This window comes from Desulfovibrio inopinatus DSM 10711 (assembly GCF_000429305.1).
Classification (GTDB): Bacteria; Desulfobacterota; Desulfovibrionia; order Desulfovibrionales; family Desulfovibrionaceae; genus Alteridesulfovibrio; species Alteridesulfovibrio inopinatus.
Window position 1 is genome coordinate 43,558 of the sequence record NZ_KE386883.1, and the last position, 20,612, is coordinate 64,169.

A 20,612-nucleotide genomic window follows, 5' to 3' on the forward strand; every position below is an offset into this window, starting at 1 on the left:
AGAAAGGATAGTTATGAGAAAAAAATGTCTCAATATGGTCCATGAGCTGGCCCGAAAAGACCAACGGGTCTGCTTTATCGGTTCGGATCTTGGGTTTAAAACCCTCGATACATTCCGCCAAGAGTTCCCCGAACGCTTTTTCATGGAAGGCGTCAGTGAGGCGAATGTCGTTGGCATGGCCGCTGGTTTGGCAATGGATGGCCGCGTCGTCTACGTCAATACGATTGCCACCTTCCTGACTCGCCGCGCCCTCGATCAAGTCGCCATTGATCTCTGTCAGCACAAGGTCAATGTTCGCCTTATCGGCAACGGCGGTGGGCTTGTTTACGCTCCATTGGGGTCGACACACTTGGCCCTGGAAGACATCACGCTCATGCGTTGTCTCCCAAACATGACTGTAGTTTGCCCCTGCGATGCCGATGAAATGGAACGCTTCATGCTCCAGACGGGAGACTACTCCGGCCCCATCTATATCAGACTCGGCAAAGGCTACGACCCCATTGTCTCGAAAGAGGAAAACGGCTTCACCATCGGCAAAGGCATCGCCTACCGTCAGGGAGACGATCTCCTGCTCGTCACAACGGGAGTCACTTTGCAGCAGGCCGTCACCGCGGCCGAAGAGCTGGAAAAAGACGGAATCAGCGCCGGCATTCTTCACATGCATACAGTGAAACCGTTCGATGCCGAGTTGTTGATTCACATGGCGGCATCCGGCAAGCCGATTATCTCCATTGAGGAACATACGCTCAACGGGGGCTTGGGAAGTGCCGTCGCCGAAACACTGGTGGATAATTTTGCTGGAAACCGTTTGCTTCGGCTCGGCATTCCAGACATTTTCCCCGATTACTACGGATCACAAAACGATCTTATGCACCGTTTGGGAATCGATGCCGCAGGAATCCTGCAGGCCGCCAAGCGTCTGCTCGACCGATAATATTTCGTCGGCCTTTTCCCCGAAAAGCATAACCTCTAGGCGAAGTCGCAAGACTCTTAAGGCAAAAGTATATGACACAAAAACGCCCTACGGCGCTGGTCACAGGGGGAGCAGGGTTCATTGGAAGTCACTTGGTGGACCGCCTGCTGGACGAAGGCTACCGCGTCCGCGTTATTGATAACTTCTCCACCGGCAGACCCGATAACCTGGCCCATCAAGCCAACTCTCCTGATTTGGAGTTGTTGCAAGCGGACATCGCTGATTACGCCTCGATCGAAAAAGCGTTTCAGGGAGTGGACCACGTCTATCACCTGGCCGCGTTGGCGGATATCGTGCCTTCCATCCAGCAGCCCCGTGAATATTACTTATCCAACGTGGATGGAACGTTCAACGTCATGGAGGCTTCCAAAAACGCCGGTATCAAGCGTTTCATGTATACGGCGTCATCGTCCTGTTACGGTATTCCCGATACCTACCCCACCCCGGAGACAGCCGAAATACGGCCTCAATATCCCTACGCGCTGACCAAATATCTCGGAGAACAGACGGCGTTGCACTGGGGACAAGTGTACAAGTTTCCTGTCGTTTCTCTGCGACTCTTCAATGTGTTCGGTCCTCGCTCGCGGACATCCGGAACCTATGGCGCGGTATTCGGTGTTTTTCTCGCTCAAAAACTCGCGGGCAAGCCTTTCACGATTGTCGGCGACGGCACCCAAACCCGTGACTTCACCTATGTTACCGATATTGCCAATGCCATGTTCTGCGCCGTGCAGTCCGATATCGGCGGCGAAATATTCAATGTCGGTTCGGGAGGACACTACAGCGTTCTTCAACTTGTTGAACTGCTTGGCGGAGAACACACGTTTATTCCGAAGCGGCCGGGAGAACCGGACTGCACCTTTGCCGATATTACCAAGATCACCAAGCTCCTTGAATGGACACCTCGTATCTCCTTTGAACAAGGAGTTGCCGAAGTTCTGAAGAATATCGAATATTGGAAAGAGGCCCCTGTGTGGACTCCGGAAGCTATATCCGAAGCCACGGCAGACTGGTTTAAATATCTCTCCTAACGGAGCTATTGAAAAATAATGAGCAATCTCTTTAACGACGTTCTTGTTACCGGCGGCGCTGGATACGTGGGCAGTGCCTTGATTCCGCAAATGTTGGAACAGGGCTATAAAGTGCGCGTTCTCGACTTGTATCTTTATGGCGATGACGTTCTTGATGCCGTAAAGGACCACCCCAACCTCACCCAGATCAAGGGAGACATGCGAGATCGCGACCTGTTGGACAAGTCTGTCGCAGGATGTGATAGCGTCATTCATCTGGCATGCATTTCGAACGATCCGAGCTTTGAGCTGGACCCTGCCCTTGGGAAGTCCATCAACTACGATGCTTTCTTGAACCTTGTGGACGCGTCCAAAAAAGCCGGCGTCAAGCGCTTTACCTACGCCTCTTCTTCCAGCGTTTATGGAATTAAAGACGAGCCCAATGTCACCGAAGACCTTCCATTGGAGCCGTTGACGGATTACTCCAAATACAAAGCCATGTGCGAAGACGTCTTGATCAACGAAGCGAACGATACGTTCGTTCCAATCGTCATTCGCCCTTCCACGGTCTGCGGTTACGCTCCACGACTGCGGCTGGACGTTGTCGTCAACATCCTGACGAATCACGCCTACCACAATAAGAAAATCAAGGTCTTCGGCGGTGAACAGCTTCGTCCCAACATCCACATCACCGACATGGTCAATGTGTATCTTCATGTCATGCGTTGCGAAGATGCCGCAGTGAACTGCAAAATCTACAATGCAGGGTATATGAACCATAAGGTGAAAGACTTGGCGGAAATTGTTCGATCGAATGTTCAGGGAGATATTGATGTCGAAGTCGTTCCCACCGACGACAATCGTTCCTACCATGTCTCTTCGGAAAAAATTCGTAAAGAACTCGGCTTCGAGCCGGCCTTTTCAATCGAAGATGCCGTTCGCAGTCTGGTACAGGCTTTCGATGCCGGTCTTGTGCCCAACTCCTTTACCGACTCCAAGTACTTCAACATTAAGAGGATGCAAGAAGTCAACTTGAAGTAGCCCGCTTACAAATAGAAAGACTTCTCCGGGGACCGGTGAAGACATTCGCCGGTCCCCGGTTATCCCTATTGAGGCAAAATGATTGTTTTTCTCGGTAACTGCCAGGCTTCCATGCTGTGCAACATCTCCCTGTCCCGGGGAGAAAAGGCAAAGTACTTTTTTTTCCCTTCCATGAAATTTGGACCGCATCGCTTGTCCAAAGCCAAAGACCGGATACGTCGTGTTTTGGGCGATGCCGGACTGATGAAGGCCCAAAACAAAGGGCATTTCTATCTGTTGCCGAGCCTTGATGATATCGTCAGCCTACGCCCCCAGAAAATCGTCCTGACCTTTCCCCAAGAATATAGGCGGCATCCCGCCGATGCTCCTGAAATTCATATTCCCGACTCCGAAGGACGATTCGAAACACTCGCTTCTCTCAAAAAACTTGAAGAGGATGTCGGGCCGCTTCAATACAACCGTCTTCGAACCGGTAGAACACTCTCATCCTATTTCGACAACGTATCTGACATGCTCATGCGTTTGCGCAAAGCATTGCCCGATGTTCCCATCATTCTCGTCAAGCGCTTGTCGCATTTGGACCACTACGGGCCAAATCCATTTTCTTGGCTTCATTTTTGGGCAAATGGCTGGCGAGAAGGCTATGAGCGTATCGCTCGCCTGCAACGCCACATCGGGCTATGCCACGTCATCGATTACGACAAGATCATGGCCTCCATGATCTCTTCCGGGCGAACGGTCAATGAATTCACAGGGATGACGTTTTTTATCGATGGTGAAGGTTCCGATGCGACCCTGCGTATAGGACGTGATCTCGAACATCTTCACCCACGATTTCTTGCTGATGCGTATGACGAGATTCAGAATCCGACGTTCGAACCTCTCCCCGCGTCGTGGCCACCTCCATGGGGTGAAGAACTCTTGCGTCAGCCGTCGCAGGCTGAGTCGCTTCCCGCAGAACGTCTTCTTCCCTTTTCAGGCGCTGCCGTTCCATTCGCTCGCAGTTTTTTGTCCGACAATTTTCCCATCCCATGGAAAAACATCACAATGCGGCTGTTGGTCGTCCCTTTTTGCGATGCCCAAAGCATCGCTGTCAGAGAGATCGATGAACAAACCGTCATGCGGTACTTAGGCGATAAACGTAAAGTGGTACTTTATGGAGCGGGGGGACGCGGACGCCAGCTTCTGGCTTTTTTGCAGGAGACAGCTCCGACATGCGAAATTCTTGGCTTCATCGACTCGAACCCGAAACTTGTTGGAAGCACCGTTGCCGGTCTTACCGTGTATGATTTGCAGGGCGGTCTTGCAACCGGGGCTGAAGTTATCATTCCGGCTTCCTACGCTATCCATGAAATTTCTGAGAAAATACGTATGCAACAGCATCGGCTCGACGCGCCTGTGGCCATTGCAACGGGAATCCATGAGCTGTTTACGCTCCATTGTTTCTCCGCCCTGCGTGAAGTCATTACTCCTGAAAATTGATATCCGAAAAGGCAAAGCATGATCCATAACGTCAAGCAACTTCCTGGCCCGGCAAAAATTTGTATCTATGGTGCCGGTGGCCGAGGAACAAAACTCTTGGCCGACATTCGAGCATACCGGCCAGACCTGGATGTCCTTTGCTTTGTTGATTCATTTCGCCCTTCAGGCATGTTCCATGGAATTCCTTTAAGAAATATAGCCGATCTTCAGCAAGACCGTCTCGATTATATCATTATCAGCTCTTATAAATATGATAAAATTGTTGAAGTACTTTCGGAGAGGAATATTGCGCTGCCATATTACGTTTATCTCGACCTTCTTCCTGAATGTAGTCAAAATAAATATCCTTTAGAAACAAGCAAAGTGCAATATGACGCTCTCATGCACTTTGATTCGTTATCGAAAATTCCGCTTCAGCAATTGAATATTACAGTTACAAACGCCTGTAACTGCCGTTGCATTTTCTGCACGTATCAAAAATATACAGAAAAACGCTCTGTCATGAGTCTACAGACGTTCCAAAAGACCGTCGATTTTATGGGTCAACATGGTATAACGACCGTTGATTTCAGCCCGCTTATAGGTGAAACGCTTCTTGATCCAGGCATTGCCGATAAAATACGCTATGCCAAAGAAGCCGGTATGCGTTCCATCAAAATGACGACGAATGGCGTTTTGTTAGGCAACGATATTGATCTGTTGAAGTTGCTGATCGAGGAACTTGATACCATATCCATCAGTATTCCGGGACTGACAAGAGAAGCATACAGAGACGTCTTCCAGGTGGACGTCTACGATAAAATCCTTCATGGACTGCGTTCAGCCGGAGAAATCAAAGCGGGAATGCGCAAAGGGGCACATATCAACTTATGTCACCGCAGTTATAGAAGACCAGAAGCAATCTTTAAAGACGACGGGTTCCTCAAGCTGCTCCCTTTTCTCAAATCCGGCATCATTTTTTTTGATCCTGGTGACGGTTGCGTAGACTTTGACAATTGGTCCGGCGCTCTCGACAAAGAAACGCTTCTGGGTGAAATGCGCCTCAAAAAAACCAAACCGTCTCCCAATGCCTTCCCATGCGATTTCATCATGAACAGCTCCATCACCGTGCTTCCTGATGGTGCCTTCCGCCTCTGTCCCTGTCGATTTCTAGACACGATCTATGATGACTTGGTCATCTGGAAACAAGGCATGGAACCGCAGGAGCAGCATATTTATGGTGCATATCACAAATCTCTTGTCGAAGATTGGCTTCACGGCAAGCGCCCTCGGGCTTGCGCGCAGTGCTCTCTTTACCGTCCGCACCCAGCTGTGGGAACAACCGACTTACTCTCAACCACCGAGAAATAAACATGCCGCTTCCACGCAGACAACTGAAACCGGTCGACGAGGAGCACGCCGCGCAATTCATGCGTGAACTTGATGCTTTGCGCGCTCAATCCCCGACTGCCCCCATCATCCTGGTCACCACGTTCAGCCTCGGATTCAACTATCTGAAGTTACTGTATTATTTGAAAAAAAATGGTGCCATCGTTGTGCTTATGACAGGTGCTCAGTACATCAACGGAGCACATGATATACAAAGCCTTTCAGGCAAAGGTTACTTTGATGCACTTTGGGTTGCAAATCCTTTCGTCCATGAAATGCCTTATCTCGCAAAGCACTATGATTTCGATATAATTCATGCGCTTGTAGGAACCTATAGTCCATATCCGTTTTCAGAGCTTTTACGACACGCCAAATCTCCTGTTATTATAGACTACATCGATTTTAGAGAGCTGATGTACGACGATGGAAATCACGTAGATAGAGAAGCACACAAGCATGCCTTCAATATCATTGATAGTGAGCTTGAATTCACTCTATGGCATGATATTTTCACTCTGGCTGACGGCATTATTTATAAGGATTCCCCCTTATTCTTCAATCATCTTACACAAAAACATAAACATACACCAAAGGCTATAGAATTTCAGTCATATGTCTGTAAAGAATGGATATGTGATAACAAACGAAATAAGAATGAATTCCCTGTACGAGCTGTTTTTGCTGGAGGACTCCAGCAAAACAAAGGGCAACATGATTATAAGACCTGCGAAACAACATTTGATGTAGCAAAAACTCTCGTCAAACAGGGATTTGAGTTTACGATATACAATGGCTGCGACGCTGGACAAGGCGGATTTGAGCATTATAATCAACTTGCACAGGAAGAAAGCCTTTTTCACTACAACACTGCAATCCCCAATGACATGTTGGCACAAGCATTATGCACGCATGATATCGGTTGGAACTACCAACATTTTGAACAAGGGACTGAAACGGCTTTCTGTCATGGAAATGTAATGAGTTCAAAGATTTTCAACTTCCTTGAAGCCGGTTTACCTATTATTTCATCGAAATATACTGGGTACGTCACCCACTATCTGAAAACGCACTCCATTGGCTTTGGAGTGACTCAAGAAGATATTGCCGACTTCCGGAACGTTGTTCGTTCTCAGGACTGGAAGAGTATTTACGCTGCCGTAATACGGGCACAAGACGATCTGAGTATGGAACGGCATTTCCCACGTTTAGCAGCCCACTATGAGGATGTTTGCAAGAAAAAGCTCTTTCATTCGAACAACTAAGCTGACACGTTGAAACAAATAACGCTCTTGATGCGAAGACGTGTCTCCATAAACGAGTGATATGTATGATACAGTTTGAAGGAAAAGATCGTACAGTTCTGGCTTGGATTCCAGCCCGCGGTGGTTCCAAAGGAGTCCCCCGTAAAGCCTTGCGAAATCTGGGAGGCAAGCCGATTATTGCCTATACCATCGAGGCGGCACTCGAAATCACGGGAGTGGACAAAGTTCTCGTCAACACCGATGATGAAGAAATAAGGGAAGTAAGCCTCAAGTTTGGTGCCGAAGTCCCGTTTTTACGTCCTCAAGAGCTTGCCCAGGATGATTCAAATCTGGGCCACGTTGTCCACCATATGAATGTGTGGCTGGAAGAACACGAAAATTTTAGAAGCGATATCGGTATCGGCATGAGTCCAACGTACCCTTTTCGCAAACGTCATCGTATCAATGACGCCATCGCTCTGGCTTACGCGGACAGGACTGTAGGTAATGTACGCAGTGTCATCAGAAGTAAAATACATGGCGAGAACTATTGGACACAGCATAACGGTCTTGTAGAACCATTTCTTTTTAATAAAATGGAGTGCAACCCAAGGGCAGACCGATTTATCAATCTCTTCGCATTCAATATTATCTTCAACTATAGATATCATGCATACAGCGATTGTCGATTCAGCATGCCTGATCCATATGAGATAACGACAATGGAAGCTATTGATATAGATACCATTGAAGATTTTACTTTGGCCAGAATCATTGCAGAAAGAGGCCTTTTCTCCTATGAATGAAACGCATCACAAAGAACATATAGCCTCTGATAACGTAGAGGAAATCATTTTTCTCGGTAAAATATTTCGTGAGTATATTGTATGTGATTTTCCGAGAATGATTGTCCACCAAGATTATCCACTGCTACGTCATTATGATATCGAAAAATTTCAAAAAGCAACATGCACGTCATCTCTTCCCGTTGTTTCTGGATGTAAAGTCAAACTAGATTATCACCCATACAGACTTCTTTGGAAAACACAGAGTAAGCAACTCTGCTATTGTGTGGACGTCGATACTTCTATCAGAGGAACACGACAACAATATCCGCATGTTTTTACCTTCATACCAGCGCTCCTTTTTATCCCGGCAGGCATTGCATTTCCTCAATCAATGCATCATCCCGATCTTACGATGTATGTCATTGAACGAAAAAAACTCCTTGATGCCACGGATGAGATAGAAAGTCTGCAAATCCAATGCATCACCCAAGCGCACGATCAAGACTGAGCCACGAGGGAAAACGACGTGATTTTTGTTGATGGACAACCACAAACTGTTATGGCCTGGATTCCGGCCAGGGGTGGGTCGAAAGGGCTTCCTAGAAAAGCCTTACTTGACCTGCAAGGCCTTCCCGTCATTGCCCACACCATCAAGGCCGCTCTGGATGCCAAATATGTGGATAGAGTGCTCGTCAATACGGATGATGAAGAGATACGGCAGGTCAGTATCGCCCATGGAGCGGAGGTTCCTTTTCTGAGACCGGCGAAGATGGCCGAGGACGATTCGCCCTTAGAAGAGGCACTTCAATTTCAATACGATTGGCTCAAACGCGAGGAAGGCGCCATACCGGGGATCATGATCGGCATGAGCCCTACACACCCGTTCAGATGTCATGGCAGACTCGATTCTGCCCTTGAAAAAGCGGCCTCCGACGCCAACATAATGAATGTTCGTGGAGTGGCCCCGTGTATTTCCTGCTTGGAAAACTACTGGATACCCACAACAGGCAAAAAAGTTGCGCCCTTTTGGGATGGGGAAATTCAAAAAGATTGTACTACCGTTTTTCAAAATCTTTTTTCATACAATATCGTCTTAGAGTGCCGAATACATCTCGACACACATCCCATTTTCGGGCGGCCCGTTGCATCGCACCTGACGCAACTTGAGACGATAGACCTTGATGACCCTCATGATATGGCGCTGGCTCGATTGATTGCCGCCAAAAAAAACTTGCTGGACACTGCATGTTTTGCTCCCCAGCCAGATATACCGTCAGACTCTCTGGTCCCAATTTATGGAAAACTTTTCCAGAAGAACGACAATACACAGCAAGCACAAGTTTTGGTGCATAAAGATTACCCTCTTATAGACGAAGAGGACGTAAGCGCCTTCACAGAGGCGACACAAGGCAGCAGCAATGTGGTGATTTCAGGATGTGATGTTGATGAAGACATTCACCCCTTTCGCTTGCTGAAACAAGATGAGCATGGCTATTTGCGTTATCTTGTTGATCTCCCCAACGAAATACGTGGAAAACGACAACACTACCCCACAATACGACGCTTTGTTCCTGCCCTTGTGTATCTTCCCCCAGGAACCAGCCTAGACGACCTGGCTCGACATTCCCCGGATATGTGGCTCTTGCCCAAAGAAAAACTTCTGGATGTAACGAACGAACTGGAACAGCTCTGTATTGAGATTACCCGCACCGCCATGTGATTTCATGTTGATGGTGCTATCTCAACAGGCGAGCCTGACAGAACGTTCGACTCTGGTTCCTATGAAGAACTGGCCCCAGAAACATCGCTGCAACATTCTTAGGAATGCGATGCGGAGAGACAGGGCGTAATAGAGTAATAAATAATGTGGAGACACCAAATGAATGGGCAAGTAATATATCACCTTAAGTCCATGCCGTACGGTGCAGAGGTACTCATTTATGGTACCGGGGGAGCTGGCGCTGAATTATTCGAGCACATACAGCGTGAACGTCAAGATATAACGGTGCTTGCTTTTGTTGATACGTATAAAGAAAGTGGAAATCATTGTAAAAAAGCAATCATCAATGTGGATAAGATTAATCAGTGTTATTATGGAAAGTATATCTTAATCGCTTCAGTGTATTTTAGAGAAATCTCAAACGAATTATTAAAGAGAGGAATTGAAAATTTCAGTATATACGCTGATTGCAGCGAAGACGACGAGTATTATTCTGGAATGTGCAAGGTTGCTCTGAAAGTTGAAAGCAATATCGTTCATTTTAACAATGAACTTCCTGATATAAAAACATTAAGAGAATCGACATTAATCTGTAATTTCCCTGTAAGTGTTGAATCTTCAAAAAGAATCTCAGTACGGTTGGGTCTTGAAGAAGGCATGTATGCAGCGACCAACATATTAGACAAATCATTTTCGCAGATAGACAAGGTTCTTTCTTCTGCTTCCTTGGATGTCATCAATGTGATCGATGTTGAGGGCGACCAAAAACACTTGGTTAAACTTCTTGTATATTTATCTGAGTTGAAAATTGGTTCTATTGTCGTTTGGAAACAGCCAAGCAAAATTAAATCAATAGTATCAATGTATAAATTTGGAATAACATATTTATCAATTCCAAAATGTGGATCTTCATCCATCATCGATCTCTTGCGAACGAATTTTGAAGACTCTTTCGATGAATCTTGCAAAGAACACCAAGTGCAGGAGCATTCTCTCCTCTTTCATGCTGATGTTACAGGCGAGCGCTTCAAAGGGCATCATTTCTTCACTGTGACACGTAACCCCTATACTCGCTTGGCCTCGCTCTACAACAGCAGAGTAAAGCCGGGACAGTACTTTTCCCCTGCCCTCATGAAAAATTATGGGGATGATTCATTTAAAACGTTCGTCCGTTTTGTCTCAAGTTGCCCTGACGCCATTGCCGAGCGCCATTTCCAGTCTCAAGCATATTTCCTCACCATTGAAGACGGCGTGCTTCTCGACGCTGAGATTATTCACCTTGAGGAAAACAGCCACTTACAGACCTTTTTGTCCGAGTATGTTCCCACAGTTCGCATGTCCCAACACAACAGGTCACGAAAGAAAGGCCAGGATTATATTGCTCAGTATTATACCCCTGAGCTTATTAGGCTGGTAAATCAACGCTATGCAACAGATTTTGAAATCTGCAAGTATCCAATGCATTGATATTCCAAGTGAAAACAGTAAATAAAATTATCTTCTTCAATTATTTCATTCTAAGATATTGATAGAGGGTTTCGCGACTAATACCAAATTCACGGGCCAGTTGCGCCTTTTTCTCTCCAGTTGCGACGCGCTGACGAAGCTCGTTCACGCGATCCGGCGTCAGCGCCTTTTTACGGCCTCGATAGACTCCGCGCTGTTTGGCGAGTGCTATTCCTTCACGCTGGCGCTCGCGAATCAATGCCCGCTCAAATTCGGCAAATGCACCGATAACCGAAAGCATTAAATTTGCCATCGGCGTATCTTCACCGGTAAAGTTCAAGCACTCCTTCAAGAACTCGATACGTATGCCGCGACATGTCAGTTTTTGCACCAGGCGGCGCAGGTCGTCCACGTTACGCGCCAAGCGGTCCATACTGTGTACAACCACGGTATCGCCCTCGCGCACAAAATCAAGCAAGGCGTCGAGCTGAGGACGTTGTGTGTCCTTGCCCGACGCCTTGTCCGTGAAAACTTTATCCACATGGACGTTTTCGAGTTGTCGTTCTGGATTCTGGTCGATGCTGCTGACGCGAATATAACCGATACGCTGGCCCTGCACGCTCCCTCCTGCGCCAAAAGTGTCAGGAAGAAGTCTAAGATGTCGTGTGACAGCAGTCAAGAAATAGAAAAGACAACCCTATCTTGACGCTTTTGACAGAAACATCTGACATCAGGTTGAAGTGTACCTCAACCTGACACAAAGACCGCTGAAAAGAGGCCATGCCGAGCATTCCAGCAAGAACGCCCTTGCACTCGTCATTTATTTGGAAAACAATTTAATCGCTTCTTTCAAATCTTCTTCAAAATCGACTTCAATGCACTTGTATTGTGAAATATCCATTGGTGCAAAAAACTTCCCTTGAGCAGCAAGAATTTCCACTGCGGATTCGAAATAATCCATATCACTGCACTGTTTCAGTGCATCTTTAAATGACGGTAAAAGTTCTTTGGTGACCATATTAATACCAATCGCCTCTCCAAGAGGATTGGGTACCGTCTTTGACAGCATGGAGATAAGACCATCTTCATTTATAGTATATTTGACTTCTTCTTCACCAACACTTTTTCTATCGACGCAGATGTAGCTTCCGATGTCTTTAACCAAATCCTGTATAATCTCGACGTCAAAGACGACATCGCCATTCATCCAAATCACATCGTCATCAATGTCTTTTATTCCACACAGCAGGCTTTTCGCTGTATTGGTGATATAAAAAAAAGGATTATATCGATAGAATACATCGGGAAATTCTTCCATAATCAGCGTTTTCTTGAACCCGATGACAATGTATATCTGTTGCACCCCTGCTTCACGCAACAAACGAATTTGCCGACCAAGAATACGTTCTCCAGTGGGGAGCATGGAAAGCGATTTAGGAAATGGACGGCCGAGACGACTTCCAACCCCGGCAGCAAGAATAACTGCAATCATGAGACAATCTCCTTCATATTGAAGTGACTCTGGACGTATTCATTCAGTCGTTGAGCGCTCTTTCCATCAACATGTGTGAATATCTTACGGCACAATTGCTGGCGTTCTTCGGAAAAGTCCGTTGCATCGGCAAGCGTCTCTTCGATACTCCGCAAAAGGTCTTGAAACGTTGAGACTTTCTTTCCTGGTGTCATCGAATCATAGTCAAACAGCAACGCACGATTTTTTGTGATATATCTGTCGAAATCAAATGGGTAAAAAATAATGGGTCGATCCAACAACAGAAAATCAAAATATATCGAGGAATAGTCTGTAAGCAACACATCGCATTGCCCCATCAGGGGATAAATATCGCTTTGACTTGATGCAACACGAATTGCTGGGGGTAAATTTTTGAAATTAAGATTCACATACGGATGTAATTTCAAAACAACATACGCATTGTTTGCTTCTGCAACATGTGAAAGAGCCGCCAAGTCTATTGCACCGCAATGAAATGGATCATAGCCTTCATCACGAAACGTTGGCATGTAAAAAATTGTTTTCCCGCCCTTTTTTCGAAATCGTTTCAATTCAGCGTACAATTCGACATCCACATTGAACAAATCGTCTCGTGTTGGTTCACGAAACATCACATCATTACGTGGATATCCAAGAGTGGGGAAATCATGCGCGGCAAAAGCGCGAGAAAACGCCTGTTCCGTGCAAAATGGAGATGTCGAGATTACTGCATCGTAGCCCGAATATCCTCGTTTTAAATACTCTGCTCTCTCAGGCGTCATATTACTGGATGACTTTATTTCTGGAAAACCAATCGCTTTCAGAGGAACGCCATGCCAAATTTGCACTGTACGAGCACGCTGCATCAGTGGATATACAGGACTTTCATTTTTCCACCAAAAATCATCAGAAATAATCAGCGCAGCACGAGCTAAGACTTCAATACTATCATCTCTCCCAAAGAGAACGGACGGTAGCCCCTGCTCTTGCAGAAGAACATGCTCGTCACGATCAAACGTGAGAAACCGGCCATCAATTTCAGGAACATGCCGTGCAAAGTACAGAAACGCATATTTCACGTTATCAATCATCTGGCCACCGACACGCCCAGGAAATACAACGAGGTTGGCTTGTTTCGGCATGGATTTACCGATTTCATCAAACCGCTTCATGATATCACGAATATCTGCCACGTTCTCTCCTTCAGGACTGTATCACGCGAGGCATTGCCAGCAGAACAGATAACGATTGCTACGCGAGACGAAAACCACATCACATAAAAAGTCATGCACAATAAACACCAAGGAATACACAAAGTTCCAGAGATATTTTGACACGTAACACATTCGTACAAGCAAACAGCCCTCCCCAGCACCGAGGAAAAAATAACATATTATTGGTTTGTATATGTCATTCTTATTTTCCTTGAATCGCTGAAATTGCTGTATCAATGTGCTCTTTTACTATTGCTATATTCTTCTGTATAAGAGCAATATCTCCATCATATAATTCTTTCGCATCATATGCTGACATATTTGTTCCTCTCAATACACAACTAAATGGCCTTTTAAAAAGAGATGCTGTAGTATTTCCTTGTGCAATATGCTTTTCAATAAAATCATACACTCGTTTTTTATTATTCAAAAATTTAACTACATCATAATCTGTTTCATATCGAGGAAGGGGAGGCATCGATACTCCTGACGGATATACAATATTATTTCCATCGAGAATTTTTGAATTAAATCGTACGAGTCCTGTTGTTGATATGTCATACACATGTATTGGCTCTGTAGACTCACTGAGCATCATTTTAGATTTAATCCACTGAATTCCTGCTATATATTGATTGCTTGTGATGACGGAAAATTCATCAGCAAAACGCATATATATGGAACGAGAATAAAATGTTGGATCAAAAAGCAGATACTCACCTTCTTGAGTAAACTGGAAATTGGTTTGACTTTCAACTCCGTTTCCATCTCGAGGGGGAGTATTGCTTCCACAATCATTCCCAATAAATACAATAGGATTTCCTCCAAGAAGACGTGCCGTTGAATAGGCTCCTGACGAGGTACTTGGGGAGATCTCATCTATTTTTGGAAAAACATCACGTTCAAACGGATACATATTCCAGGCTTTAAAGACTCGTGAAAAATTCTTCGCATATTTATAAATAGCACCCATTGGGTTTGCGACAAGAATGGTATCAAATTTTCTCTCTCCAAGCATATTGAAATATTGATCCCATGCTTCCACATTAATATCTTGAACATATATAATATCTGGAACAATATCGGCTTGAATGATCTTTTCAACTGCCCGCCCCGCAACAAGTAAAATACATGAATCGCGCTTTTCTCGAATAAAATTCATATCCAAAGACGGGCCCGGCATGACAATAAAGATAGGCTTTCCATGCAGTACATTATGTAATGAATACAAATGATTCATATCATTTATATATTCAGTATTTCGTATTGTGCTTATTTCTGAGTCGATGGATTGAAGACGAATATTTTGACGGTGTGGATACACGCGGTGATACTGAGGAAAAACATAATGCACCATATTCGACATGATGATGTGCATAAACAGTTCAAACGCAATTGGATTTCTTAAATCTTTTTCTTTTACTCTAAACCAAATACCTTGTGATAATAAGGCTGCATCAATAGAATTGATGACACTATAAATTGCCTTCAATGTCATACGACACGAAAATATCTTTTCATTACCAAAGAAAAGTTCAAGAGTATTCGACTCAAGTTTTATTTCTAAACGCCCATTCCTATCCAAAGCAGACCTCCGAAGCTGAATACACGAGAATAAGGTGTTCCCTGATGCCTCTTTTGTTCTTTCTTGTACGCATTTTAGATGCTTTTCTCCAGAGTAAAGTCTCGTTGCTACTTCACGAGCACTCCTCCACATATTTTCCTTTTTTCAATCTTCCTCGATTGCCTTTGGAGATTCTTGGGCACCGACTTGGGCGTATATGGTGTTCTGGCGGTATTGGACTCTGCACAAACTCATACGCCACAACGGATTGTCCCTGACAAAAGAGGCACGGAATACCCACCGTAATGACATTCGCTGAACCATTCTTACGTACACAAAGATACACACGCATGTTGCAGAACACGGGAGAATAGATTGCCGTAGTGATGTCCGTTGGCGGAGACTGTAGCGGAAAAAGAAATAGATTCTGGTCAAAATGCAGCGGTAAGGAGCACGTCACAGTATTACGATTGCTTCCGTGCAAGAAGAATACAATCACACTCTTTCAGATCAGATAAAAATACATTTTTATCAAATTTCTGTATTTCTCTGCATTGCTGTTCACTGAGCGTATAGCTACACAGTGTCTCAAAGTGCTGTACTTCTAGAAAATTGGCAAAGAGATTTTTCCAGGCGCGAGGCAATACTCTATTCTGATAGAATTTATTTCTGTTGATTTCCTCCCATTTCTCTTCGGTATATTCCAGATAACTAAACGCGTGATAGCCTGATATGTTACTAAAAGACCTGTGATCTCGGGTTACAATTTTCTGAAAAGAAAATCCTCCAGGCCGGAGAACTCGACGAATCTCTGAAATACATTTCTCTGGATCCCGTACATGCTCGAGCACGGCGAACGAAATAACAACATCAACACTTTCATCTTCAAGGGGAATGGAGCTTAGTCGGTGAGGGAAAAAAAACGGCACTTTTGAAGCATCAAGCAACACAGTGGAACCGTTTTGTATAAATAACTCATGAAATCGTTGTGCGAGATTGTCTTTTTCTACATCTGCCCCTTCCTGAGAAATGAACTCGTCAAAAAACGAAACATATCGTTGATATGAATCCGAGACGTCCGGGTATTGCATGCCGAAGCTGTTCGCATCGACAGATACAACCGAATGTCCCATAGAATAGAGGCAGCACTCAAGGCCAAGAAAACCACCGGGACCAATGTGTAAAATTGTATTATTCGGTTTTGTTATCGCATGTTCGGCATCATATCTCAAAAACAGGTTCAGGTTTCTCAATGAGCTAGCTGGATACTTGCCTGCGGTGATGAAGTCCTGCCCTCTGGAGTATCCCATTGATTCCAGCTGGAGAGAGACGGCATCCTTTCCCGATATTGTCGTTATAATAATAAAAATATTATGCAGCTCACGCAACGTGCTGGGTGGTATGATGGGTTTTTCGAAAAGTTTTTTCCCCCACATCGTAGGATCATTGTCCGTCACGGCTTCTACATAAAAAGGGGTTTCAGAACTTTTATTTGCAGTGAGGAAATCAACACTTCCTTGCCCGGCACCAAACAGAATAACTTTTTTATCGGTGCTTAACGATTGCAGCATGCCGACATCAAGCCACTTGTAGGCATCTCCTGATGGTGTCAGAGTTTCACTCAAAATACGCCTCCGCTGGTATCAACATGGTACAGAAAGACTGCATGGGCTTGAAAAAAGAACAAGAGATACCCAGTCCCTATTATACTCTTACGCCAACTCTTCGTAAAACGTCGCCAAATCGGTAGTCAGTCTTTTTTCAGTCCAGACCGTTTCCATAAAATGACGTGACGCTGCACCGCGCTGTTCTCGTTCGTCATCATCAAGCGCGAGATGACGCAACGCGGTTTCCAGTTCGTCGGCATGACGAGCAATCACCCATGGCAAATCATCGCACCCGAAATATTCACGGATGCGGGCAATCGTATGATCACTGAGGCCGGCAATGGTGGGCAGTCCTTGGGAAAGTGCTTCCAAAGAAGCCATGCCGTAATATCCTTGCATGTGGTCAAAGGCGATATCACACGATTGTTTACGTGCTAAACAGTCGTTGTGTGTGGCGTTGTCGATCATATCCAATTCAAAATGCGGCAATTCCGACGTAATCTTGTCATGCACCGCGAGAAGATCATCGGTATTTTTGAGATCTTTTCGGGTTGGTGAATGCGCGATACGTATTTTTCCGTCCGCAAGTCGTGGGTTCGGCATGTATCTCGAATCGTGTTCGGGAATGAGATTCGGCTGCCAACGGGCGGCAGGCAGCTTGAACAACAGATCCGGAGTACTGACCAAAAGATTTTTACGGTTCAAGTCGGCGTATTTCTTTTGAAATATTTCCGGATTGCCCCGAAAGACATGGTGTCCGTGGTGGTGGTGAACAATGCGTTTCTTGTCGTCCAGGAATTGCGCGGCGGTAAAAGGACCAAGTTGCATATGCTCATCGGCAAGCATGTGAAAATGAAAAACATCGGCCTCGTCTAAAACCGATTCAAGTTCTTCAAGGCCTGCGTCATCGAGCCATGGAACATGGAGATCTTTTTCATACAAATGATTATAGCGCAGTTCCAACGTCACGATCCGGCAAGAGTGGTCTGTGTGACGAGTCAAAGCCCGCCGCAACAAAGAACAGACCCCTGCCGGATCGTTTTCTGTAATCATGACAATACGCATAATTTCCGTGGCCTCCGCTATGGCCGAAATGTAATCGTGTCTTCACCCCTCGTTGCGAGTTTGTGGGTGGTGCCGGTCGGATGAGACATTTCAGTCTCTATTTGCAACATATCCCACGCAACCTGCTCTTCACAGGATACACCGCGTAACAATCGTGCACCAAGAACGTCATCCCAGCTCACGGGAGAAATACCGGTTCCCGGGCATTTCACGGTGATGTCACTGCTACGCAGCACATGCCCTGCCGGTAAATCTCGTGTAAATACAATGGATTTTCTCAGCTTTGAGGCGCTGGCCTGTTCTGCCGGGCACACCTGCTTTTCAGTCAGAAGCATAGCGGCTTCAACTTGGCGAATCATCGAAACCATAGCGGCAAAATCGTCAGGTTCCAGCGATGCCTGGTGGTCTGTGCCGCGTTGGTGGCAATCGAGGGTAAAGTGCCGTTCAACCAGGCAGGCGCCAAGGGCAACAGAGGCAACACTGGGGCCTAATCCTGCTTCATGTCCTGAATACCCCGTCGGGAGGCCGTAACGATTGGCAAGAGCGGTCATGACCGGCAATCCCAATAATTCATCAGGACAAGGATAGGAGCTATTGCAATGCAATAAAACAATACGATCATGAAAACGACGCATTTCGGAGACAGCGACATCGATATCTTTCCAATCACTCATGCCGGTGGACATGACGACAGGAACACCTTTTTTGCCAATTTGACGCAGCATAGGAATATTGACCAAATCGGCTGACGCGATTTTGAAAAGCTCGATATTCAGATCAAGCATATTCCGCACGCTGACATCGTCCCAGGCGGAAGCAAAGAAAACCATACCCAGCGATTCGGACAACTCTTTTAACTCTGCCATGGCGGGCATATCGAGTTCCAAGGCATTGCGATGCTGGCCATACGTGGAACCGAAACTATTGGGGCCACCATAAGGAGCGTCGCGTCCGGCGCGAGTGAACAACGCTTCTGTATCGCGTTTTTGAAATTTGACGGCAGAGGCTCCCGCCTTATGCGCGGCGTGAACCATTTCTTTTGCGATAGCAAGCTCGCCCTGATGGTTGTTGCCGATTTCCGCGACGATAAAACACGGTTCTCCGGCACCAATACGACGACCGTTAGCCAGTTGTATGATTTTTCCAATACTCATAAGCTCACCATCTCCACCCCTGTGGCACGACACAAGGGAGCTAATTGTTCGCTGATTTCTTGCTGCCGCCCAAAAGAAGTAATTAACACGGCATCACACGCGACAGTCTCCAAAATCTGAGGCGGAGACAGCACATAGCCATGAAAAAGAGTCCCCTGCTTATGCGGGTCACTATCAACGAGGGCGATGACTTTTAATGGCAAATTGGCACTGGCAGACAGGGCAACTTCACATGTTTCCGATGCACCGAAAAACACGACTCGAAAAAGAGATTTTTTCACTAAATATTCAAGTCGTTTGCGAATTCGAGATTTAAGTGCCGTATAAATATGTACAGCTTCGGTTGCATAAATAGCCTCCATCTCCTTCCGAAGACGTTCCCCGTCCGGGGTCAGGCTATAGCGATAGCTTTTGCCGTTAAGCGCTTCAAATTGCAGCAAATGTCGAGAGGCCAATTCGTGAAGATGTTGATTGACCAAAGCGCCGCTAATGCCCAAACGACGGGCAATATCACGCTGAGAAATTTCGGAATCTTGCGAGAGCGCATCAAGAATCCCAAGAACGCGTGCATCTTTGCTGGGAGCGTAGTACCGTGTTCGTAGGGCGTGCATGTTTACATGCTGTTCATTCGATGCGCACCAGGAATCTTCTTGATTATACCCACCCACAGCGTAATTCCCTGGAATAACAGACTGAGTGGCTATTTCTTGAGTATCATCAGGCATACCTTCTCCTTCGGGAATTGTTTGTTCACCGAATGAACACTTATCGGCTAAAGGTCTCCATTACTTTAGTCCATAAAAATATTTCTTGCATGGAGAAAAAACCATCGCCTGACGTCATGTGGAACAAACAATCGTAAAGTAGGGCGTGCTTGACATCCTCCCCGTCCTGAAGGCCGAGGATTCCAAACAGAGTCGTTAAACGGCTTTTTTGGCGGGTTCCTGCTTCAAAGTGGGCGCTTGAGCCTTTCCCACTCCACAGGCTGACACGGCTTGCCCAGCCGCCAAAATATTCAAAGCGCCCACAAAATCTGCATTCGCAGTGTAGCCGCATTCAACACAAGCGAAGTTCGCTTGAGTCTTTCTGTTGTTTTTTGATGTGTGTCCGCATTTCGGGCACGTTCTTGACGTATTTTGGGGGTTTATGATCACAACCCGACCGCCGAGCCAAGTTTCTTTGTACTCAAGCATGGTACGAAAAGAAAACCAACCTTGGTCAAGAATCGCCTTATTCAACCCAGATTTCGCAGAAACATTGCATCCTGGCTCCTCCAGAGTTCCCCTTGCCGACTTGCTCATATTCACTACTCGCAAATCTTCCAGTACAACAACCGCGTGATTTTTGCTTATTGCAGTACTGATTTTGTGCAAGTAGTCATTCCTTGCGTCAGCAATACGAATATGGAGATTTGACACGTGAAGTTTCTGTTTCTTCCAGTTCGATG

19 protein-coding genes are annotated in these 20,612 nt (G+C 45.9%); 10 read left to right on the plus strand and 9 right to left on the minus strand.

Annotated elements, in window-relative coordinates; genetic code table 11:
* The first annotated feature begins 13 nt into the window (after positions 1-13).
* The 10 genes from G451_RS0126200 to G451_RS0126245 all read left to right on the plus strand — a co-directional run bounded on the left by G451_RS0126200 (position 14) and on the right by G451_RS0126245 (position 11,090).
* Positions 14-934, plus strand: a complete 921-nt coding sequence (locus G451_RS0126200) for a transketolase family protein (RefSeq protein ID WP_027186550.1) — start codon at positions 14-16, stop codon at positions 932-934.
* Positions 935-1,005: 71 nt separating this feature from the next.
* A complete protein-coding gene (locus G451_RS0126205; RefSeq protein WP_027186551.1) occupies positions 1,006-2,004 on the plus strand; it encodes an SDR family oxidoreductase in 999 nt (332 codons plus the stop codon).
* 18 nt (positions 2,005-2,022) lie between these two features.
* Positions 2,023-3,024, plus strand: coding sequence for an NAD-dependent epimerase/dehydratase family protein (locus G451_RS0126210; protein WP_027186552.1), 1,002 nt, complete (start codon positions 2,023-2,025; stop codon positions 3,022-3,024).
* 78 nt (positions 3,025-3,102) lie between these two features.
* Complete coding sequence (locus G451_RS0126215) at positions 3,103-4,506, plus strand: nucleoside-diphosphate sugar epimerase/dehydratase (protein WP_027186553.1); 1,404 nt, start codon at positions 3,103-3,105, stop codon at positions 4,504-4,506.
* Positions 4,507-4,524: 18 nt separating this feature from the next.
* Positions 4,525-5,856, plus strand: a complete 1,332-nt coding sequence (locus tag G451_RS0126220) for a radical SAM protein (protein ID WP_027186554.1) — start codon at positions 4,525-4,527, stop codon at positions 5,854-5,856.
* 59 nt (positions 5,857-5,915) lie between these two features.
* Entirely contained in the window at positions 5,916-7,136 is a 1,221-nt protein-coding gene (locus G451_RS0126225) for a glycosyltransferase family protein (RefSeq protein WP_156921836.1), read from the plus strand.
* Between the two features lie 65 nt (positions 7,137-7,201).
* Positions 7,202-7,921, plus strand: coding sequence for an acylneuraminate cytidylyltransferase family protein (locus G451_RS33465; protein ID WP_051261940.1), 720 nt, complete (start codon positions 7,202-7,204; stop codon positions 7,919-7,921).
* Positions 7,914-8,411, plus strand: a complete 498-nt coding sequence (locus tag G451_RS0126235) for a hypothetical protein (RefSeq protein WP_027186556.1) — start codon at positions 7,914-7,916, stop codon at positions 8,409-8,411. Before G451_RS33465 ends, G451_RS0126235 begins: the two co-directional genes overlap by 8 nt.
* A gap of 18 nt (positions 8,412-8,429) precedes the next feature.
* Complete coding sequence (locus tag G451_RS33470) at positions 8,430-9,623, plus strand: acylneuraminate cytidylyltransferase family protein (protein ID WP_051261941.1); 1,194 nt, start codon at positions 8,430-8,432, stop codon at positions 9,621-9,623.
* 159 nt (positions 9,624-9,782) lie between these two features.
* Complete coding sequence (locus tag G451_RS0126245; RefSeq protein WP_027186557.1) at positions 9,783-11,090, plus strand: sulfotransferase family 2 domain-containing protein; 1,308 nt, start codon at positions 9,783-9,785, stop codon at positions 11,088-11,090.
* Between the two features lie 40 nt (positions 11,091-11,130).
* Here the strand turns inward: G451_RS0126245 and G451_RS0126250 are convergent, their stop codons facing one another.
* The 9 genes from G451_RS0126250 to G451_RS0126295 all read right to left on the minus strand — a co-directional run.
* Entirely contained in the window at positions 11,131-11,688 is a 558-nt protein-coding gene (locus G451_RS0126250) for a recombinase family protein (RefSeq protein ID WP_027186558.1), read from the minus strand.
* Between the two features lie 201 nt (positions 11,689-11,889).
* Complete coding sequence (locus G451_RS0126255) at positions 11,890-12,561, minus strand: phosphocholine cytidylyltransferase family protein (RefSeq protein WP_027186559.1); 672 nt, start codon at positions 12,559-12,561, stop codon at positions 11,890-11,892.
* The gene (locus tag G451_RS0126260) at positions 12,558-13,754 is read right to left on the minus strand and encodes a CDP-glycerol glycerophosphotransferase family protein (protein ID WP_245587879.1); all 1,197 of its coding nucleotides are present in this window, start codon (positions 13,752-13,754) and stop codon (positions 12,558-12,560) included. The genes G451_RS0126255 and G451_RS0126260 overlap by 4 nt, the downstream gene beginning before the upstream one ends.
* A 223-nt stretch (positions 13,755-13,977) precedes the next feature.
* Positions 13,978-15,360 (minus strand): 6-hydroxymethylpterin diphosphokinase MptE-like protein, encoded by a 1,383-nt coding sequence (locus G451_RS0126265; protein ID WP_169727949.1) that lies wholly within the window; start codon positions 15,358-15,360, stop codon positions 13,978-13,980.
* Positions 15,361-15,803: 443 nt separating this feature from the next.
* Entirely contained in the window at positions 15,804-16,964 is a 1,161-nt protein-coding gene (locus tag G451_RS0126275; RefSeq protein WP_027186563.1) for a class I SAM-dependent methyltransferase, read from the minus strand.
* A gap of 87 nt (positions 16,965-17,051) precedes the next feature.
* Positions 17,052-18,011 carry a glycosyltransferase gene (locus G451_RS0126280; RefSeq protein WP_027186564.1) on the minus strand — a complete coding sequence of 320 codons (960 nt, stop codon included), beginning with the start codon at positions 18,009-18,011 and terminating at the stop codon, positions 17,052-17,054.
* Positions 18,012-18,028: 17 nt separating this feature from the next.
* The gene (locus G451_RS31920; protein WP_084448817.1) at positions 18,029-19,165 is read right to left on the minus strand and encodes an N-acetylneuraminate synthase family protein; all 1,137 of its coding nucleotides are present in this window, start codon (positions 19,163-19,165) and stop codon (positions 18,029-18,031) included.
* Positions 19,162-19,890, minus strand: a complete 729-nt coding sequence (locus G451_RS0126290) for a winged helix-turn-helix transcriptional regulator (protein ID WP_245587880.1) — start codon at positions 19,888-19,890, stop codon at positions 19,162-19,164. The genes G451_RS31920 and G451_RS0126290 overlap by 4 nt, the downstream gene beginning before the upstream one ends.
* A gap of 195 nt (positions 19,891-20,085) precedes the next feature.
* Positions 20,086-20,612 (minus strand): RNA-guided endonuclease InsQ/TnpB family protein (locus G451_RS0126295; protein WP_027186566.1); only part of this gene is annotated, 527 nt, incomplete at its 5' end.

Bases quoted from the DNA above. Each gene is read 5' to 3' on its own strand.
- G451_RS33465 (WP_051261940.1), top strand. From the start codon at position 7,202: ATGATACAGTTTGAAGGAAAAGATCGTACAGTTCTGGCTTGGATTCCA.
- G451_RS0126205 (WP_027186551.1), top strand. From the start codon at position 1,006: ATGACACAAAAACGCCCTACGGCGCTGGTCACAGGGGGAGCAGGGTTC.
- G451_RS0126245 (WP_027186557.1), top strand. From the start codon at position 9,783: ATGAATGGGCAAGTAATATATCACCTTAAGTCCATGCCGTACGGTGCA.
- G451_RS0126225 (WP_156921836.1), top strand. From the start codon at position 5,916: ATGCGTGAACTTGATGCTTTGCGCGCTCAATCCCCGACTGCCCCCATC.
- G451_RS31920 (WP_084448817.1), bottom strand. From the start codon at position 19,165: ATGAGTATTGGAAAAATCATACAACTGGCTAACGGTCGTCGTATTGGT.
- G451_RS0126220 (WP_027186554.1), top strand. From the start codon at position 4,525: ATGATCCATAACGTCAAGCAACTTCCTGGCCCGGCAAAAATTTGTATC.
- G451_RS0126215 (WP_027186553.1), top strand. From the start codon at position 3,103: ATGATTGTTTTTCTCGGTAACTGCCAGGCTTCCATGCTGTGCAACATC.
- G451_RS0126290 (WP_245587880.1), bottom strand. From the start codon at position 19,890: ATGCCTGATGATACTCAAGAAATAGCCACTCAGTCTGTTATTCCAGGG.
- G451_RS0126200 (WP_027186550.1), top strand. From the start codon at position 14: ATGAGAAAAAAATGTCTCAATATGGTCCATGAGCTGGCCCGAAAAGAC.
- G451_RS0126235 (WP_027186556.1), top strand. From the start codon at position 7,914: ATGAATGAAACGCATCACAAAGAACATATAGCCTCTGATAACGTAGAG.
- G451_RS0126255 (WP_027186559.1), bottom strand. From the start codon at position 12,561: ATGATTGCAGTTATTCTTGCTGCCGGGGTTGGAAGTCGTCTCGGCCGT.
- G451_RS0126280 (WP_027186564.1), bottom strand. From the start codon at position 18,011: ATGCGTATTGTCATGATTACAGAAAACGATCCGGCAGGGGTCTGTTCT.
- G451_RS0126210 (WP_027186552.1), top strand. From the start codon at position 2,023: ATGAGCAATCTCTTTAACGACGTTCTTGTTACCGGCGGCGCTGGATAC.